The organism is Sphingomonas sp. BK481, from assembly GCF_014194875.1.
GTDB classification, from domain to species: Bacteria; Pseudomonadota; Alphaproteobacteria; order Sphingomonadales; family Sphingomonadaceae; genus Sphingomonas; species Sphingomonas aerolata.
This window is the reverse complement of record NZ_JACIAP010000001.1, coordinates 768890-786667: the sequence shown is the minus strand read 5'-3', so window position 1 is coordinate 786667 and position 17778 is coordinate 768890. Positions and strand designations below refer to the sequence as shown.

At 65.1% G+C, this 17778-nt stretch carries 16 protein-coding genes and 1 tRNA gene; 12 read left to right on the top strand and 5 right to left on the bottom strand.

Annotated features, from left to right (window positions below; all coding sequences use genetic code 11):
- The first annotated feature begins 11 nt into the window (after positions 1-11).
- The 6 genes from FHY04_RS03715 (at position 12) to FHY04_RS03690 (ending at position 5997) form a co-directional block, all read left to right on the top strand.
- Complete coding sequence (locus FHY04_RS03715; protein WP_031439534.1) at positions 12-1055, top strand: rod shape-determining protein; 1044 nt, start codon at positions 12-14, stop codon at positions 1053-1055.
- 101 nt (positions 1056-1156) lie between these two features.
- Positions 1157-2044: a rod shape-determining protein MreC gene (mreC, locus tag FHY04_RS03710; RefSeq protein ID WP_159512646.1), complete on the top strand. Its 888-nt coding sequence runs from the start codon at positions 1157-1159 to the stop codon at positions 2042-2044.
- A gap of 46 nt (positions 2045-2090) precedes the next feature.
- Entirely contained in the window at positions 2091-2612 is a 522-nt protein-coding gene (mreD, locus tag FHY04_RS03705; protein WP_031440173.1) for a rod shape-determining protein MreD, read from the top strand.
- A gap of 13 nt (positions 2613-2625) precedes the next feature.
- Positions 2626-4698: a penicillin-binding protein 2 gene (gene mrdA / locus FHY04_RS03700; RefSeq protein ID WP_183935397.1), complete on the top strand. Its 2073-nt coding sequence runs from the start codon at positions 2626-2628 to the stop codon at positions 4696-4698.
- Positions 4695-5804: a rod shape-determining protein RodA gene (gene rodA / locus FHY04_RS03695; RefSeq protein ID WP_031392826.1), complete on the top strand. Its 1110-nt coding sequence runs from the start codon at positions 4695-4697 to the stop codon at positions 5802-5804. The genes mrdA and rodA overlap by 4 nt, the downstream gene beginning before the upstream one ends.
- Positions 5805-5921: 117 nt before the next feature.
- Positions 5922-5997 (top strand) — tRNA-Lys (locus tag FHY04_RS03690).
- A gap of 759 nt (positions 5998-6756) precedes the next feature.
- Here the strand turns inward: FHY04_RS03690 and FHY04_RS03685 are convergent.
- Positions 6757-6933 (bottom strand): hypothetical protein, encoded by a 177-nt coding sequence (locus FHY04_RS03685; protein ID WP_156363390.1) that lies wholly within the window; start codon positions 6931-6933, stop codon positions 6757-6759.
- An 84-nt stretch (positions 6934-7017) separates the two neighbouring features.
- On the opposite strand from FHY04_RS03685, the gene FHY04_RS03680 reads away from it, so the two are divergent.
- The 3 genes from FHY04_RS03680 to FHY04_RS03670 all read left to right on the top strand — a co-directional run bounded on the left by FHY04_RS03680 (position 7018) and on the right by FHY04_RS03670 (position 8654).
- Complete coding sequence (locus FHY04_RS03680; protein WP_221211601.1) at positions 7018-7290, top strand: hypothetical protein; 273 nt, start codon at positions 7018-7020, stop codon at positions 7288-7290.
- Positions 7291-7340: 50 nt separating this feature from the next.
- Positions 7341-7817 (top strand): DUF6265 family protein, encoded by a 477-nt coding sequence (locus FHY04_RS03675; RefSeq protein ID WP_183935395.1) that lies wholly within the window; start codon positions 7341-7343, stop codon positions 7815-7817.
- Between the two features lie 348 nt (positions 7818-8165).
- Complete coding sequence (locus tag FHY04_RS03670) at positions 8166-8654, top strand: BLUF domain-containing protein (protein ID WP_183935394.1); 489 nt, start codon at positions 8166-8168, stop codon at positions 8652-8654.
- 259 nt (positions 8655-8913) lie between these two features.
- Here FHY04_RS03670 and FHY04_RS03665 read toward each other — a convergent pair whose 3' ends face one another.
- From FHY04_RS03665 to FHY04_RS03655, 3 genes are all read right to left on the bottom strand, one after another.
- On the bottom strand, positions 8914-9606 hold the full coding sequence (locus FHY04_RS03665; protein WP_183935393.1) for a hypothetical protein: 693 nt from the start codon (positions 9604-9606) through the stop codon (positions 8914-8916).
- A 102-nt stretch (positions 9607-9708) separates the two neighbouring features.
- Positions 9709-11019, bottom strand: coding sequence for a hypothetical protein (locus tag FHY04_RS03660; protein WP_183935392.1), 1311 nt, complete (start codon positions 11017-11019; stop codon positions 9709-9711).
- 98 nt (positions 11020-11117) lie between these two features.
- A complete protein-coding gene (locus FHY04_RS03655) occupies positions 11118-12212 on the bottom strand; it encodes an acyltransferase (protein ID WP_183935391.1) in 1095 nt (364 codons plus the stop codon).
- Positions 12213-12812: 600 nt separating this feature from the next.
- On the opposite strand from FHY04_RS03655, the gene FHY04_RS03650 reads away from it, so the two are divergent.
- Positions 12813-13805 carry a cellulase family glycosylhydrolase gene (locus tag FHY04_RS03650; RefSeq protein WP_031440167.1) on the top strand — a complete coding sequence of 331 codons (993 nt, stop codon included), beginning with the start codon at positions 12813-12815 and terminating at the stop codon, positions 13803-13805.
- Positions 13806-13867: 62 nt separating this feature from the next.
- Here the strand turns inward: FHY04_RS03650 and FHY04_RS03645 are convergent, their stop codons facing one another.
- Positions 13868-15076 (bottom strand): ROK family transcriptional regulator, encoded by a 1209-nt coding sequence (locus tag FHY04_RS03645; protein ID WP_183935390.1) that lies wholly within the window; start codon positions 15074-15076, stop codon positions 13868-13870.
- Between the two features lie 434 nt (positions 15077-15510).
- Between FHY04_RS03645 and FHY04_RS03640 the strand changes: the two genes are divergently transcribed.
- Positions 15511-16986, top strand: a complete 1476-nt coding sequence (locus FHY04_RS03640; RefSeq protein WP_260171284.1) for a glycoside hydrolase family 125 protein — start codon at positions 15511-15513, stop codon at positions 16984-16986.
- A gap of 35 nt (positions 16987-17021) precedes the next feature.
- On the top strand, positions 17022-17741 hold the full coding sequence (locus FHY04_RS22240) for an alpha-L-fucosidase (RefSeq protein WP_221211600.1): 720 nt from the start codon (positions 17022-17024) through the stop codon (positions 17739-17741).
- Positions 17742-17778: the final 37 nt, after the last annotated feature.

Sequence of the window (17778 nt, the reverse complement as noted above, 5' to 3'; positions counted from 1 at the left end):
ACCCTGATTGAATGGCCTTCTACTCGCGTTTCTTCAAGTTCATGTCGCACGACATGGCGATCGACCTCGGCACCGCGAACACGGTTGTCTATGTCCGTGGCCGCGGCATCGTCCTGAACGAGCCGTCGGTGGTCGCGGTCGAGACGATCAACGGCATCAAGCGCGTAAAGGCGGTCGGTGACGACGCGAAGCTGATGATGGGCAAGACCCCGGGCAATATCGAGGCGATCCGCCCGCTGCGCGACGGCGTGATCGCGGACATCGACGTCGCCGAGCAGATGATCAAATATTTCATCCAGAAGGTGCACGGCCCGCGCCGCTTCGCCCGCTGGCCCGAAATCGTGATCTGCGTGCCGTCGGGGTCGACCAAGGTCGAGCGCCGCGCGATCCGCGACGCCGCGTCGAACGCGGGCGCGAGCACGGTGTGGCTGATCGAGGAGCCGATGGCGGCCGCGATCGGTGCTGACATGCCCGTGACCGAGCCGATCGGCAGCATGGTCGTCGACATCGGCGGCGGCACGACCGAGGTCGCGGTGCTGAGCTTGCGCGGTCTGGCCTATACGACGTCGGTCCGCGTCGGCGGCGACAAGATGGACGAGGCGATCGTCAGCTATGTCCGCCGCAACCACAATCTGCTGATCGGCGAAGCGACCGCCGAGCGGATCAAGCAGGAGGTCGGCATCGCCAAGCCGCCGGTCGACGGCATCGGCACGATCATCCACATCAAGGGTCGCGACCTGGTCAACGGCGTGCCCAAGGAAATCCAGATCAACCAGGGCCAGATCGCCGAGGCGCTGAGCGAGCCCGTCGCGACGATCGTCGAGGGCGTTCGCGTCGCGCTGGAGAACACCGCGCCCGAGCTGGCCGCGGACATCGTCGACCAGGGCATCGTCCTGACCGGCGGCGGCGCGCTGCTGCAGGGGCTGGACGAGGTGCTGCGCGACGAGACCGGGCTGCCGGTGACGGTCGCCGAGGACCCGCTGACCTGCGTCGCGCTGGGCACCGGTCGCGCGCTCGAGGACCCGCTGTTCCGCGGCGTGCTGATGAGCGGCTGAGAAGCGTGTAGGTGGGAAACGGGTCAGTGGAAATCGCATCGACCGAGTCGCGGGGATAGGGCCCCGGACCCGGCGATGCCCGAGAACGAGGGGACAGGCGCATGGCGCCAGCCCGCGACCGCCGGACGGGGTTTTCCCGACGGCGTCAATATGGGGTGTTCGTAGGCTATGTGCTCGCCATCGCCGGTGCGGTGGTGGGCGCAGCGTTGCTCGTCGTCTCGACCTTCAACCCGCCCGCCTTTGCCGGCGCACGCATGGGCGTGGCGGGCCTCACCGCACCGGTCTCGTCGGGTCTCGCCTGGGTCGTGGGCGGGGTCGCCGCGGTGCCCGAGGCGATCGGAACCTATTTCTTCGTCCGCCAGGAAAATGTCGCGCTGCGCCGCGAGCGCGACCAGACGCGCGCGCTGCTGATGCGTGCGCGGACGATCGCCTATGACAATCGCCGGCTGCGGTCGCTGCTGAAGGTCCGCGACCGGATCGCCGAACCGGTCGTCACCGCGCGACTGGTGAGTTCGAGCGCGTCGAGCGGGCGCCGCTTTGCGCTGCTCAACGCGGGCCGCTGGAGCGGGGTGCGGCCGGGCATGGCGGTGCGCGGCCCCGACGGGCTGGTCGGGCGCGTCGTCGAGACCGGCCCCAATGCGGCGCGGGTGATGCTGCTGACCGACGGCGACAGCATCGTGCCGATCCGCCGGACGCGCGACGGCCTGCCCGCGATCGCGGTCGGGCGCGGCGACGGCATGCTCGACGTCCGGTCGGTCAACGCGACCAACGTCAAGTTCAATGCGGGCGACCTGTTCGTCACGTCGGGCGTCGGCGGGCTGTATTCGCCCGGCATCCCGGTCGCGCGGGTGATGACCGCGGGGGCGGATTCGGTGATGGCGCGGACCTTCGCCAATCCCGACACCTTCGATTTCGCGGTGGTCGAGCCCGGCTTCATGCCGGTGCCGCCGCCGCGCGCCCTTGCGCCCTCCGACAATAGCGCCAAGTGACTGCCAAACCACCCTATCCCGTCTTCCCCCAAATGATCGACCAGCCGTGACCACCCGCAACAGCGTCGACTATAAGCCATTCGAACCGAAGGTCGCAGGCGGCCGGGCGCGGGCGATCCCGTGGCTGACCGTCATGGCGGGATCGCTGATGACGATCGTGCCGCTGATCGCGACGATCCCGATCCTGCCGCCGTTCGGGTTCGTCATGCTGCTCGCATGGCGGCTGCTCGCCCGTTACGCGCTGCGCCCCTGGGCGGCGGCGCCGCTCGGGCTGTTCGACGACCTGCTCAGCGGACAGCCGCTGGGCAGCGCGGTGCTGCTCTGGTCGCTCGCGTTCGTGGCGATCGACATGATCGAGCAGCGGCTGGTGTACCGCGATTTCTGGCAGGACTGGCTGATCGCGAGCGGCGGGATCGCGTGCTGCGTGATCGGCGGGCGATTTCTGGGCGTACGGGTCGGCACGCATGTCGACACCGTGCTATTGGCGCAGATCGTGATCACCATGATGCTCTTCCCGCTGGCGGCGCGGATCGTCGCGACGATCGAACGACGCAGGGTCCAGGAATGAGGCGGGTTTCCGAATGAGACGGCCGCCGCGTGTCGTGACCGAGATGTCGCAAGCCTATAGTTTCTCGCGTCGTGCCTGGATGCTGGGCGCGGTGCAGGGTGGCGTCGGGCTGATGCTGGCCGGGCGGATGGCATGGCTGTCGATCGCGCAGAACGAACGCTACACGATGCTGTCCGAGAGCAACCGCGTGAACATGACGCTGTTGCCGCCGCGGCGCGGCTGGATCGTCGACCGCCACGGCGTGCCGATCGCGAACAACCGCACCGATTTCCGCGTCGACATCATCCCCGACCGGCTGCGCGACAAGGAGCGCGTGCTGCCGCTGCTCGGCCGCATCCTCCAGCTGCCGCCCGAGGAGATCGAGCGGATCGCGATCGACCTCGACCATGCCGCCGGGTTCCAGCCCGTCCAGGTTGCGGAAAATCTCGACTGGGAGCGGTTCGCCGCGGTCAGCGTGCGGCTTCCCGAGCTGCCCGGCGTCGCGCCGACGCGCGGCTTTGCGCGCAACTATCCCGCGGGCGCCGCGGTCGCGCATCTGACCGGCTATGTCGGCGTGCCCAATGCCGAACAGTACAAGAAGACGCGCGATCCGCTGCTCGTCACCCCCGGCTTCAAGCTCGGCAAGGACGGGCTCGAGAAGATGCTCGAACCCGCGCTGCGCGGCGAGGCGGGCGCGAAGCGGGTCGAGGTCACCGCGCGCGGCAAGCTGGTCGCCGAGCTCGCGACCAAGCCCGACGTGCCGGGCAAGACCGCGCGGCTGACGATCGACGCGGGGCTGCAGGAATATGCCGCGCGCCGGCTGGGCACCAATTCGGGCTCGGTGGTCGTCATCGACTGTCGCACCGGCGAGATGCTCGCGATGGTGTCGATGCCCGCCTACGACCCCAACAGCTTTTCGGACGGGATCAGCCATCTCGAATGGCAGATGCTGAGCGACGACGATCACGTGCCGCTGATGAACAAGGTCACGCAGGGGCTGTATCCGCCGGGCTCGACGGTCAAGCCGATGAACGGGCTGGCGCTGCTCCATGCCGGCGTCCCGGCCGACGCGCGGGTCAATTGTTCGGGCGCGATGCGGCTGGGGACGAGCGTGTTCCATTGCCACAAGCGCGGCGGGCACGGGCCGCTCGACCTCAAGAACGCGATCATGCAGAGCTGCGACATCTATTTCTACGAGATGGCGCGACGGGTCGGCTATGCCGCGATCGCGCCGATCGCGCGGACGCTGGGCATGGGGCAGAAGTTCGACCTGCCCTTTTCGACGCAGCGGTTCGGGACGATGCCCGACCCCGACTGGAAGCTCACCAAGTACAAGCGGCCCTGGACGGTCGCGGATTCGCTCAACGCGTCGATCGGCCAGGGCTATGTGCTCGCCAACCCGCTCCAGCTGGCGGTAATGGCGGCGCGGATCGCGTCGGGCCGCGACCTGCAGCCGAGCATCCTCGCCAGCCAGGTCCACCGCGACGCGCCCGCGCTGGCGATCGATTCGGAAAATCTGGCGCGGGTGCGCGAGGCGATGTTCGGCGTGATCAACCAGGGCGGCACCGGCGGCGCGGCCAAGCTGCTGATCCCGGGCGTCGCGATCGCGGGCAAGACCGGCACCGCGCAGGTCCGCCGCATCACCATGGCGGAGCGGCGGTCGGGCGTGCTCAAGAACGGCCAGCTGCCGTTCAAGCTGCGCGACCATGCGCTGTTCATCGGCTTCGCGCCCGCGGACAACCCGCGCTACGCGCTCGCCGTGGTGCTCGAGCATAATGGGCATACGGTGCGCAACCTCGACACGCCGATGATCGGGCGCGACATCATGACCTACATGCTCGACCGCGAGCGGGCGCTGAAGTCGCTTGCCGAGGTCGAACCGACCTGGGGCGGCGACATTAAGACGCGGATGGCGGCGACCGCGGCGAGCTATCGCGCGGCGCAGAGCGCCCCGCCCGCCGCGATCGCGACCAAGACCGACGCGACCGTGCCGAGCGACGCCCCGGCGGTCGAGAACGCCACCGACGTCGCCAACCGGACCCAGGCGGATCTGGCGACCGCGGGCGGCGGGGTCGCGGAAGACGGAACCACGGAGCGCGGCCAATGACATCGCGGATCATCCCCGAACAGCTTGCCACCCTGCCCTGGCGGACCTTGCTGCTGGTCACGGCGATCGGGACCTTCGGGCTGGTCGTGCTCTATTCGGCAGCGGGCGGCTCGCTACGCCCCTGGACGCTGCCGCAGGGCATCCGCTTCTTCATCCTCCTGGCCGGCTCGGTCGTGCTCTCGCGCATCCCCGAGCGCGTCTGGAAGGCGGCGGCGTGGCCGACCTATGGTGCGCTCGTCCTCGCACTGGTGCTGGTCGAACTGCTGGGTGCGGTGCGCGGGGGCAGCCAGCGCTGGCTCGACCTCGGCTTCATCCGGCTGCAGCCGTCCGAACTGATGAAGCCGGCGATCGTGCTCGCCTGTGCGCGCTTCTACGACATGCTGCCGCCCAACGAGACGCGGCGGTTCGCGGCCGTCTGGCCCGCCGCGGTGCTGATCGGCATCCCCGCGGCGATCGTGATGAAACAGCCCGATCTGGGCACCGCGCTGATGATCTGCGCGGGTGGCGCGACGGTGATGTTCCTGGCGGGCATTCCGCTGAGGCTGTTCGTCGGCGGCGCAGTCGCCGCGTCGGTCGCGATCCCGCTCGCGATCAACTTCGCGCTGCACGATTATCAGCGCAACCGCATCCTGATCTTCCTCGATCCCGAAAGCGATCCGCTGGGCACCGGCTATCATATCAGCCAGTCGAAGATCGCGATCGGATCGGGCGGCCTGTGGGGCAAGGGGTTCCTCAACGGCACGCAGAGCCATCTCGACTATCTCCCCGAGGGGCATACCGACTTCGTCTTCGCGACGATGGCGGAGGAATGGGGGCTGGTCGGCGGCTGCCTGCTGATCCTCGCCTTCCTGCTGGTGATCCGCTGGGGGATCGAGGTCGGCCAGCGCGCGCAGTCGCGGTTCGCGCGGCTGGCCGCCGCCGGGCTCGCCACGACGATCTTCTTCTATGTCGCGATCAACCTGATGATGGTGATGGGCCTCGCCCCCGTGGTGGGCATCCCGCTGCCGCTGTTCAGCTATGGCGGGTCGTCGCAGATGACCGTGCTGCTGTGCCTGGGGATATTGATGTCGATCGACCGGGAAAATCGCAAGACGACCCGCTGGTAAGCAGAAAAAGACAGCAATTTGGACGAAAGGGGGTTGCGGCCCCCGATGAGTCTGCTAACAGCGCGCCTCCAGCAGCGGGGCGCCACACCAGGGCGCCACTCAAAACCGCCCCGGAATGGACGCATAGCTCAGTTGGTAGAGCAGCTGACTCTTAATCAGCGGGTCCTTGGTTCGAGCCCAAGTGCGTCCACCATTCTCCACCGCAGAAAACAAACGTTTTTCACTGCGGCGGAGTCATGTCTGTTCGACATGGTCTGATCTGTCTTCCGACAGCTTATCTCCCAATTGGATGATATGCGCCCGCCGCGCGGCCGCGATCTTTCGCGACTGTTCGCGATCGGCTCGCTGCAGGTTCGCATGACGTTGAGCATTGCGTGACCGGAGATCGGCCGTACGGTCGGGTTGGCCGTCTTGGACTGTATAAGGGGGCCTGCTCGCCTAGCTAAGCCCCTGCCCGCGCGATCGCGCGGCACCCGGCGCCTCTGGCATCCTTGGAGCCGAATACGTCCCAGACGCGCCGGCAGCGGTCGCTCGGACTAGGTCATTGGGCCGCAGTCCCTGCCCGTCCCAGCTGGGGCGGCATCATGACGAGCAGGGAACCCTTGCGGGGAGGCGAGGCCTCATCTGCCGGGTGAGGCTTTGTGGTTAAGAAATGGTTAACGCCGTGGATCGTGGCGTCGTTTGTTCGCACGGCGACACTGGTCGACGGCCGCGTCACCTCGGCACGGATCGACTTCGGTGATGTCCCGACCATGACGGGACAGATGATATGGAGCGATAGGCTCTTGCACATCGCTCATCGGCCCCGCCTCGCAGGTGGTCGCAAGCATGCGTTGTTATTCGGCAACCGCGATGGTTGAACCGCTTCTACGGCTCACCATCGCTGACCTTGCCGACCTCTCAGCTGTGCCCCTGACGCCTGTCGCCAGTGAATACCGAGCTCGACTTTGACTTAGATATAGGCCGGCGTCGTACCATGGCCCTGGTATTTTTCGCCTTTCACGCTGCTGCGATTGAACATGCCGAGATCTCGGTTGCCCGCCTTCACACTGCTCGGCATCCGCTGGCAGTAACCACGATCCTGGTTTGCTGATCCAGCACCATGTGGTGTCGAGGCCTTATCGCGCATCGTGAACTCCTATTAACCCTATTGTTTAACTCTTTTCACAATCGCGTTAATTGCGACGTAACTGAGTTCGTGAGAGTCCAAGAATTGAGCGGCGCATTGGTTCCGACCGAAAATTCCGGTAAATTTAGCGAGCAACCAAAGTACCATAGTGCCCTTGGTGCCGTGATACCCAGAGCCGAGGACGCGGCGAGCCCGACAAGGCCGAAAGGTCGCAACGACCGCCTGTTCGGGCAGGCCGAGCATGCAGCGATCGACCCGGGGACAAATTTTCGCGTGATCGTGCTGGTCGACGCGGCCGCGTTCCAGGCACGAAAGTCGCGGTGGATTCCGTCGGCCGAGGCGCTAGGCTGCGCGTGATCACAGGGAGACGTGCCGTGATACGGACCTTGGCCGCTATTGGTCTTGCGATGGCCGTTCCAGCGACAGCGCAGCACACGCGCTCACTGGGGAACGGCACTTCGCCACCCGCGTCAATCGATCAACTGGCCTGGCTGGCAGGCAGCTGGGTCGGCACGGGAATGGGCTCCGACGTGACGGAAACCTACTCCGCGCCGCTGGGAGGCCGGATCACGGGCCATTTCGCGATGGCAGACGGCAAGGGCGGCGTATCGTTTACCGAACTCGTGGATTACGTCCCGCTCCGGGGATCGCTGGCCTATCGGGTTCGTCACTTCAGCCCGGACATGACGGGCTGGGAAGATGGGACGGGCAAGCCCGTAATCTTCCCGCTGGTGGCGGTAGAGAAGGATCGATGGTTTTTCGACGGCATGACGATCGAACGCACGAGCCCGAGCGCGCTCACCATGTGGGTAAGGATCACCGAAAAGGGCACGACGAACGAGGTTCCCTTCAGACTGGTCCGGACGCGCTCGTTGGTTCGATAGGTTAGCGGGATTGGTGGCAAGGTGTCCACGATGTGAATTTGACCGATGTCTGCATTGGGGTCGGAAGCGAAATGGCCGGAGTTGGTGGTTAGCTGACGTAGGTGGAGCGCTAGGACAAGCCTCAGTTTCAGTATGAACGAACCTTTTAGCGGTAAGGACTGTTAACCGCGTCAACGGATGTAACTCCCCAACGCGACCAGCCGATCGACAAATTGGCGTCCCGCAAAGCGATATATACTACATAAATATAAATATCCGTGGTACGGCTGACTATCGTTACCGATCATGCCGCGAGCAGGATGACGACCGAGAGCCGGGATAGCTTTCGCTTGCAGTCCAGGGCGAGCGATGAAAGCAATCTCAGCGACATTTGTCGCGCCGACGCAGCAAATACTTTATGTCAGCTTCAGCACGGTCCCCGGCGACGGAGCCGACCTTGCCGGTATTCTAGAACAGTCTCGGCATAACAACGCGCTAGATGGCATCACAGGGCTTCTGTGGTCCGATGGGGTGCACTTCCTTCAAGTGATAGAAGGCCCCCCTGAAAGCGTGACAGCTGCCTTCGCTCGCATCCGCGCCGACAGTCGGCACCATCATCTTCGCCTGCTTAGGGATTGTGTGATACCGCTACGCGAGTTCGGTTCCTGGACTATGGTTCATCGGCGTGCTGGAGATTCTGCCGATCTGTACGACGCTAGGATGCGACGACTGATGTTGGAAACTTCGGAGCCGATTAGGCAGCATTTTCTGGTTTTGATTGCGGGAAAAACCGAACCGGCTCTTGAAGCAGCCCGATCACAACCAGAGGCTCGTCCCTTATTGCCGCGCGCGATCTGATTATCATTGCTGCTGCCAACTGGGCTTGGCGACGGACTTATGCTTCCGATATTGCCCACGTGAACGACCGCAAGTGGGCGGAAGCGGACAAGCAGGCCGGCATGATCCATCTCTGGATTCGGCTGACCCTATTACGGCCTGCCTGTGCATCGATGAGCCCCGTCGCGGCATAGGCTGCTTGCCGATCACGAGTTGCTGTGGACTGTGATCGGCCGCGGCGGCGGGGGGCTCTGCCGCCACGGAGGGCAACGGCGCGCAATCAGTCGCGACGGCGGCGTGTCAATTTTCTCAGCTGGGCTTGATTGAGTTCCCGGGTTCGCTTGCGATCGGCGATCAACGCCCGCCGAAGCGCTGCACCGTGCAAAGGCTGTGCAATCCACCTTGAAGCGCGCGCGCGAGCAGGCCGCACCTTACGTTTCGCGGCTGAAAGCCTCCGTGCCTTTTTGGGCATTGGCGGTCGAGCCTGGCTCGACGCGGCATTGGCCTTTTGCGCCACCGGAATGTTGCCACCTTCAGCTGGAACTGCGGTCGAGATAGCGGCTGGCTGCGGCGTAACAGGCGGTGCGATGGGGGCTTTTGGGGTTTGGGCGACGGGAGCCTTGACCAGGGCCGGGCGGGGATCTGCCTGGCGGGTGTAATAGGCTGCGCCAACCGTGCTCATGATCCCCAGAACGACCGCGGCGATCGCCGAATATCGTGCCGTACGGATGCTTCGTTGGTTACGGGCCGTGAGGACCGAGAAACGCTTGTCGATGTCCTGACGCTGGTTTGCGAGCGCCCAGAGCGCCGCGTTGCTCCCGATCCGTGCGCCGTAGTGCGAACCCGGAATCGTGCTCGCGGCGACCAGATATTCCCGATCGGCTGGCTCGATCACCGGCGGTTGCAGGGGAGGATCGTCGGGGAGTGTTTCCGCAGACCGGGTTGCCGTTGAGGGAGATTCGCTGCTTGCCATGGAAACGCTACGTATCAGATTGCATTAGGTTTTATGCAGCCAATCGGTCCCGACATAGCACACCGACGCCTATACTCCCCGGATGGCAGGCCGGGTCCTGCTTCAGGCCGCGATCGATCCTCGTGGCGCGGGGCCATTCGGTCGCGACGCCTGGGGCTTGGGCGCGGTGGCGGCCATATAGCCGACCAGCATCCACAAGGGGGCGGCGACCTTCATCGAGAAGATCGCGGTGCCGCCGATCATCATGTTGGCGAAGAGATAGACCGCCGTCGCCCAGGCGCAGCGCTTCGAGGCGGTGTCCGTCGCGCGCTGGCCAAGCGAGAAGAACAGCCAGATCGCGATCAGCCCGAAGATCGAACTCGACGCGGTGACATAGCCGAAGCCGGTGTCCATCAGATGTCGGGCCTTCATCGCATTCGCGCCGAATATGGTCGGAATGTCGAGCTTGCGCAGCGCCTCGGTCGTGATGCCCAGCCGGCCGATCAGATCGTCGGTATGCGTCACATTGTCGCCGACGGCGAGAAACGCCAGCAGGACCAGGACCGGTGCGATCAGGAGGGTGAACCACCGCGATAGATGGGGAAATATGAAATATCCCATCATCGTCACCACCGCCAGCGCCGACGAGGTCCGCGTGTTGTTCGAGAGCAGGATCAGCAGGATCGTCGCCACCATCGTCGTCCGGATGGCGACGCTCAACCGCCCCCATGTGGCGACAAGGAACACGCAGAGGATACCGGCGAAGTTCGCGTTCGAAACCTGTTCGAGGAAAACCGACGAGGTCCGCGCGCCCGAAAACACCCCGAAGGAAAAGCGCGATTCGAACCCCGCCGCGTTGTTGAACAGGCCGGTCTCGTTGAACTCGCTCACCTCCATGCCGCGCGTCGCCGCATAGTAGTTGCCCGGCTGGAACACCGACACATAGGCGGTCGGGAAGGCGATCTCGAAGATCAGCACCGTCAGGGTGATGATCGTCAGCACCGCAAAGGCGAGATGAACCTGGGGAAAGCTGCACCGACGACCGAGCAGGAAGAAGGACGCGATGATCGCGACGTTGCGAAAGGCATCGGGGAACACCGCATCGCTCGCGAGCGACGTGAACACCGCAAGGAGCGCAAAGAGGTAGAGCAAGGCGATCGCCGGAGCGTCTTCGCCGTCAGGACGGCGCTTGAGCAGCGCCAGCCCCATCGCGCCGCCGAGCAGCAGCCCCTCCATCGCGATCGGCGCCGCGGACGTGAGGCCCTTCACATGCGCGCTGATGATCGCGAGCATCGCATTGTACAGGCTGGCGGAGACGACGAGCGTGACCGCGAGGATCCCGAACCTTTGATCGCTGATCAGCGCCTTGCCGCCGGATGGCGCCGCCGTCTTGGGCCGCGCCCTGACCCCGGTGATAGGTTGTGAAGTCTTCATGGTGTCACCGTTTGCAGTTGGTGCGGATGATCGAGGCCGACGCGTTGTTGGAGGAACATTCTACGGCCGCGCGTCGATGGCCAGCCCTAAATCCCGGCTCAGGATGTGCCGAGTTCGGCGGCGGCGGGCGGCTTGCGGCCACCGCGCAGCAGTCTGTTCACGCCCTTGAGCAGCGGGAGTTCGATGATCCGGTGAACGACGATCCCGGCGACGCTGCTGACGACGAGCGCGAGGATGACGAAGACGGCACCGTTCGCCATGCCCAGATCGAGACCGACGACATGGGCCGCGACGCGGGTGCCCGCGATCACGAAGATATGGCTGAGATAGATGCTGTAGGACGCGTCGCCGAGCAGGGACAGTTTCGGCAGGTCGGGCAAATGGCCCGAGATCTCGATCTGCAGCGCCGCGCAGAGCAGAACGACCGCCGGTATGCCAAGGACAATGAATTGCGAGATGGATGGCCTTTCAAGATCCATCCAGAACAGCAGGACGAACGCGCCAAGCCCTGCCACCGCCCAGATGCCGGGCGACAGGCGCGGAAGACGGCGGATCGTACACGCCAGAACAATCCCCGCGAGAAATTCGGCGAGGCGGTCCGTACCATAGAAGGCCGCGGTCGTCCCGGAGAGCCACGTCTTGGCCGATACGTACACGAGCGCCAGCAGCACGGCGACGAACAGGGGCCTGAGCGTCTGCCTGACGGCCAGCGCGCACGCAAACACCGCGTAGAACATCATCTCGGTATTGAGCGTCCAGCCCGGAACGATGACCGGGGTCAGGACCTCCGCATTGGTCGCGGCAACGGCCGGGTTCCACCAGGGGAGAAACAGGAGCGAGAAGCCGAGATGCGGAAGGTCGAACTTGGTCGACCGCAACAGATCGCCGAAGAACAGCGCGACCATCGCGGCGAATATCGTCAGGACCCAGTAGAGCGGCGCGATCCGGATCAGGCGCTTGACCAGGAAGTCGCCAATGCCGACCTTGCGGTCCCTGGTCGTCCACCACATGACGAACCCGCTCAGGACGAAAAAGATATCGACGCCGAACGATCCAGACATGGGAAGTTCGCGAATATTCGCCACCTGCTCGACTTGTACGACCGCGTGGAAATAGACGACGGCCAGTGCAGCGATACCGCGCAGATATTGCAAGGACGACAGGTGCATCCCGGATTTTGGTACGGAGGTCACTGATTGTCCGCCTTACAGTTTAAACAGGTTTACGGGCCCTGCGGCACGCGACCGGTGCTGCAGGACAGGATATTCGACTATTATACGCGTCGATTTCGGCATCTGACGGGGTACAACCTCAGAGTCATAGGGTGCTCGTCGAACCACGTCGGCGGTTCAGCGTCATGTCGACGGGCTTAAAACCGCATTATCAGATAGATAGAGGGCATATCTGACCGCACGCTGGTCCCCATCCGGTATCGTGAGCGGGCTTCTGGCATAGAATGGCGCTGACTTCCACGGGATTCCCGGCGTCGGCGCGACCCGGAATGGCACTGACCGCGGCGGACAGGCATGTCGTCGCATCAAAGCATTTGGTTACCGGGCGATTCACTTTGCCGATGATCTCGGCCATGCTCATGCCGAACACGCGTCACCTGTGTCACACGACATGACGGCATCTGTCGAACTCTGCCAGTAAGTGTGACGCTCTCGATAATTATTCGGCGCCAACGTCTTGTTGCGGAAGAAAAATTTAACACAAATTGGCTATTTGAAGGATCACACTGTGCTTCACATCGAGAGCACGGCATTCCATCCAAACCTCGTAGGTGAAGTAAGATGATTCTTCCTCGTGTCATCGCCGCTGCCACGGCCCTGCTGTCCTTCGCCACGGCCGCCGAGGCAGCGCCGCGGTTCGGCGTCAATCTCGCGGGATGTTCGTTCGTCGCGAACGGCGCCCTGTGCCCGACCGTGGCCGACGTCGCCTGGTACGTCGACAAGGCCGGGTTTCGCAGCATCCGCCTGCCGTTCAACGGCAGCCAGATGAATGACCCCGTCGTCCTCCAGCGGGTGGTCGACGTCGTCAAGGCGGCCAGCGCGCGCAACGTGCCCGTGATCCTCGACCGCCATGACTATAAATGGCCGACGCCGGCGGAGCAGATCGCATTCTGGCTGCCGATCCTGCGCAAGCTCGACAATTCCGAAATGGTCATGATCGACCTGATGAACGAGCCGCGCTTCTTCACCGATCCCGTGGTGACGAACGACTGGATGCAATGGGTTCGCGATACCAACCAGATCGTCGCAGGCATTCGCAAGGCGGGGTTCAAGCACCGCATCCTCGTCGAGTGGCCACAATGGTCCGCGTCATTCCGGTTCGACAAGAACGAACCGGCCAGCCGGGACTGCGAGAGCGCGGCGTGCGCGATCGATCGCTCGGGCGGCCTCATCGATCCGCTGAACCGCATCATCCTGTCGCCGCATCGCTATTTCGACACCGGCTCCAGCGGTACTAATGCGGAGTGCGTCAGCGAACCGGCGGGCGACGGCGGACTGAAGATCTTCGCCGCCGCTGCGCGGAAGCGGGGCTATCGGGCGATCCTGGGCGAATATGCACTGGGAAGCTCGAAGGGGCTGCCCGCATCCTGCACCGCGATCGCGGCGAACGTCGTCAAGTCGATCAAGACCGACAGCGACGTCTGGCTCGATGCGATGGCCTGGGGTGGCGGTCGCGCGTGGACGGAATCCTATTTCTTCAAGATCGAACCGACCAAGGGCACGCGGGAATCGGTGCCAGTGGCGGCCTATACGAAGATGATCGCGGGACAGTAAGCCGCGGGGGCCCCTCCCTCACAGGCGCGACGTGAAGGGCCGTATTCCGGCTCTTCACGCCCCTACCGGCCGACCTGCATCAGGATGGCGTCGGAGGGGAGCAGCTTGTCGAGGAAGGGCAGCAGCGCGGCGCCGATGACCGGTGCGTCGGCGGCGAGCGCGCCGCGGATGATCGTGGTCATCGGGGGCTGTACGGTGACCGCCAACGCGCCGGCGAGGCGGGCGATCAGGCGGTCGAGCAGCGCGGTGTCGAGCCGGCCGCCGATGACGATGGCGTCGGGATCGATCAGACAGGTGATATTGATCAGCGGTGCAATCAGCGCCTTGGCGGCGAGATCGACCCAGCGTTCGAGCACGCGGTCGGTCTGCGGATCGGCGGGCCGGATGTCCTTCTGGCTTTCGACATCGAGGCCGGCGTCCTTCAGCATCTGCAGCAGCGCCGAGATCGAGACGATGTCCTGCACGACCGCGCCCGGCGCCGGGTTGGTCGCGTCGGGCAGCAATCCCAGTTCGGCGCTGCGCTTGTTCGCGCCCTCGACGAAATGGCGGTCGATCATCAACCCGCCGCCGAGCCCGGAATTGATCAGGATATAGAAGAAGCTCGCCAGCGGTGACCCCGCCCCCGCCTGCGCCTCGCCGATCGCCGCCGCGGCGGCGTCGTTCTCGATCACGGTCGGCCAGGGCATGACCGGGGCGAGCAGCGCGGGGATCGAGAGGCCCGCCCAGCGATCATAATCCGACGGCCGCCCGGGCAGCGTGATGACGCCCAGGTCATTGGGCACCGCGACCCCGACGCCGATCACGCGGTCGCGTCCGATCCCGGCCTCCGCGAGCAGCGATTCGAGGTTGTGCGCGACGAACGCAACGACGTCCTCGGGCATCGCAAAGGCGATATCCTGCGCGATCCGGCTGCGCACCTGACCCGCCAGATCGAGCACGACCAGCGTCAGGTGATCACGATCGATGTTGAGGCCGATCGCGACGCATCCCAGCGGCTCGATCGTCAGCTGGATCGCGGGCTGGCCGCGCGGGCCCTGAAGGCGGCCGACCTCCTTCACCAGACCCGCGTCGATCAGGCGGCGCGTGATGTTGGCGATCGTCGGCGCGGTGAGCCCGGTCGTCCGGCTCAGCTCGACACGGCTGGTCTCCGGGCTGAGCCGGATGGCCTGCAAAACCACGCGTTGATTATAGTCGCTCGCACGCGCCAGGTTCGTGCCCGACAACGACACTGCGAGGCGCGCACCGCGCGCTTCCCGTATCGGTTTGTCCATCGTGATATGCCCCTCCGACGTATTCTTACACGTCCGGCGAAAGAAAAGTCGATGGGCCCGGCCGGGCTCATCGATCCGCCCGGGCCCTATCACGCGCCACCCCGCTGCAACCGCATGGAAAACCGACCGCGTGAAAGAAAATTAAATTTCTTAATCTGCTTGCGCCCCGGTACGTCGCCCCCTAGCCTCGACCCCAGCACATCAGGTCGCGCCTCCGTTCAATGGTGCGACAGTATCTTGCCGGCAATCCCGACGAGGACGCCGGCCACGGACGTGTATTGGAGAGGCGCATTGGCAGCATCACGAGGCATCGCCTGCAAGGACACCGGGCGATTAGCGGAGCGTGTACGAAGGAATGTTCTTCCCGGACTTGCGTGTCCGGAGATGTCGGCCGCATGATAGGGGTGTCATCTACCGCACTACTTCGCCGCGACATGCTGAAGGCCGGCGCTGCGGCGCTGTGCACGGCAGCGGCGACGCCCGCGTTCGGGGGCGCGGCGGCGGCGCCCGTCGCTGGCGGCGCCCGGCCGCCGCGCGATCAGCGTCGCTTCGTCAGCCTGGCGGTCGAGCAGGAGATCGTGCGGGTGAAGGCGAGGATCGCGGATCCCGCGCTGCGCCATCTGTTCGAGACCTGTTATCCCAACACGCTCGACACGACGGTCCGGTTGGGGATCGTCGACGGCAAGCCGGACGGGTTCGTCATCACCGGCGATATCGAGGCGATGTGGCTGCGCGACAGCTCGGCGCAGATGCAGACCTATGTCCATCTCTGCCGCCGCGACCCGGCGTTGCGCCGCCTGTTCCACGGCGTCATCCAGCGCCAGGCGCGATGCATCCTGATCGACTCCTACGCCAATGCCTTCATGGCGGATCCGCAGGCCAAGTCGAACCTGGGCGCGATCGACGACCTGACCGAGATGCGCGCGGGCGTTGCCGAACGCAAATGGGAGCTCGATTCGCTCTGCTATCCGATGCGGCTCGCCTATGGATATTGGAGCGAGACGCGCGATACCGCGCCTTTCGACGCGCTCTGGGCCAAGGCGATGGCGCGGGCGGTGGCGACGATGCGCGAGCAGCAGCGCAAGACCGATGACGGCCCGTACCGGTTCGAGCGCGTCAATCGCCACGCGACCGAAACGCTGATGCTGAAAGGCGTCGGTGCGCCGACACGCAAGGTCGGGCTGATCCATTCGATGTTCCGCCCCTCGGACGATGCCTGCACGCTGCCCTTCCTGATCCCGTCGAATCTGTTCGCGGTGTCGGCGCTGCGGATGCTCGCCAAGGTTCATGTCGAGGCGCGGCACGACAGCGCGGCGGCGGCCGAGTGCGTCGCGCTCGCCGACGAGGTCGACGCGGCGCTGCGCACGCATGGCCGGATGGCGGATCGCGCAAGCGGCACGGGCGGCACGGGCACGGGCACGGGCACGGGCACGGGCACGGGCACGGGCGGAGACGTCTGGGCGTTCGAGGTGGACGGGTTCGGCAATGCGATCTTCATGGACGATGCGAACGTGCCGAGCCTGTCGGCGCTGCCGCTGCTCGGCGCCGCGTCGCGCACCGATCCGCTGTACCGTCGGACCCGGGCGGCCGCCTGGAGTGCGCGCAACCCGTATTTCTTCACCGGCAGCGCGGCGGACGGAATCGGCGGCCCGCACAAGGGGCTGGGCATGATCTGGCCGATGTCGATCATCGTCCGCGCGATGACCAGCGACGACGATGCGGAAATCCGGCAATGCCTGCGCTGGCTCAAGACCACCGACGCGGGCACCGGCTTCATCCACGAATCGTTCGACAAGGATGACCCCAAACGCTTCTCGCGGCCCTGGTTCGCCTGGGCGAACGGGCTGTTCGGCGACCTGATCCTCGATCTCGAGCGGCGCCGCCCCGCCCTGCTGCGCGAGACCTTCTGATTCCCCCGACCGTCCTACCTTTAGGAGACCACCGCGTGATCCGCGCCACCCGTCGCGAGCTGCTTGCCGGCTCGACCCTTGCCGCGTTCGGCACGGCCCTTCCCCTTGCCGCACGCGCGCAGTCGCCGGCAGTCACCAGGCCCGACCTGTTCATCGGCACGGGCGGTCATGGCCATACCTTCCCCGGCGCGACCCTGCCGTTCGGGATGGTCCAGCTTTCGCCGGATACCAACAATCATGGCTGGGATGCCTGGCCGAGCAAGTTCACGAAACACAGCATCGCGAGCATCCCCTACAAGAACGGCAAGGGCGATATCGTCGGCGAACTGGCCGCCGCATGCCGGCGGCAGGGGCTGAAGTTCGGGATCTACCTGTCGCCCTGGGATCGCAACCATCCGGACTATGGCCGCCCCGAATACATCACCTTCTTCCGCAACCAGCTGCGCGAGCTGCTGACGCAATACGGGCCGATCTACGAGGTGTTCTTCGACGGCGCGAACGGCGGCGATGGCTATTATGGCGGTGCGCGCGAAGTGCGGAAGATCGACGCGGTCCCCTATTATGACTGGCCGTCGATCATCGCCTTCGTCCACGCGCTGCAGCCGATGGCCTGCACCTTCGATCCAGTCGGCGCGGACCTGCGCTGGGTCGGCAACGAGGAGGGCGAAGCCGGCGACCCGTGCTGGGCGACGATGGACGACAAGGGGTTCACCGAGGAAAAGGGCAATGCCGGCGTTCGCGGCGGTGCAATCTGATGGCCGGCCGAGGCGGATGTCTCGACCCGCTATGGCT

Bases quoted from the DNA above. Each gene is read 5' to 3' on its own strand.
- FHY04_RS03640 (WP_260171284.1), top strand. From the start codon at position 15,511: ATGCTGAAGGCCGGCGCTGCGGCGCTGTGCACGGCAGCGGCGACGCCC.
- FHY04_RS03670 (WP_183935394.1), top strand. From the start codon at position 8,166: ATGAAAGCAATCTCAGCGACATTTGTCGCGCCGACGCAGCAAATACTT.
- FHY04_RS03685 (WP_156363390.1), bottom strand. From the start codon at position 6,933: ATGCGCGATAAGGCCTCGACACCACATGGTGCTGGATCAGCAAACCAG.
- mreC (WP_159512646.1), top strand. From the start codon at position 1,157: ATGGCGCCAGCCCGCGACCGCCGGACGGGGTTTTCCCGACGGCGTCAA.
- FHY04_RS03665 (WP_183935393.1), bottom strand. From the start codon at position 9,606: ATGGCAAGCAGCGAATCTCCCTCAACGGCAACCCGGTCTGCGGAAACA.
- rodA (WP_031392826.1), top strand. From the start codon at position 4,695: ATGACATCGCGGATCATCCCCGAACAGCTTGCCACCCTGCCCTGGCGG.
- FHY04_RS03675 (WP_183935395.1), top strand. From the start codon at position 7,341: ATGGCCGTTCCAGCGACAGCGCAGCACACGCGCTCACTGGGGAACGGC.
- mrdA (WP_183935397.1), top strand. From the start codon at position 2,626: ATGAGACGGCCGCCGCGTGTCGTGACCGAGATGTCGCAAGCCTATAGT.
- FHY04_RS03715 (WP_031439534.1), top strand. From the start codon at position 12: ATGGCCTTCTACTCGCGTTTCTTCAAGTTCATGTCGCACGACATGGCG.
- FHY04_RS03645 (WP_183935390.1), bottom strand. From the start codon at position 15,076: ATGGACAAACCGATACGGGAAGCGCGCGGTGCGCGCCTCGCAGTGTCG.
- FHY04_RS03660 (WP_183935392.1), bottom strand. From the start codon at position 11,019: ATGAAGACTTCACAACCTATCACCGGGGTCAGGGCGCGGCCCAAGACG.
- FHY04_RS03650 (WP_031440167.1), top strand. From the start codon at position 12,813: ATGATTCTTCCTCGTGTCATCGCCGCTGCCACGGCCCTGCTGTCCTTC.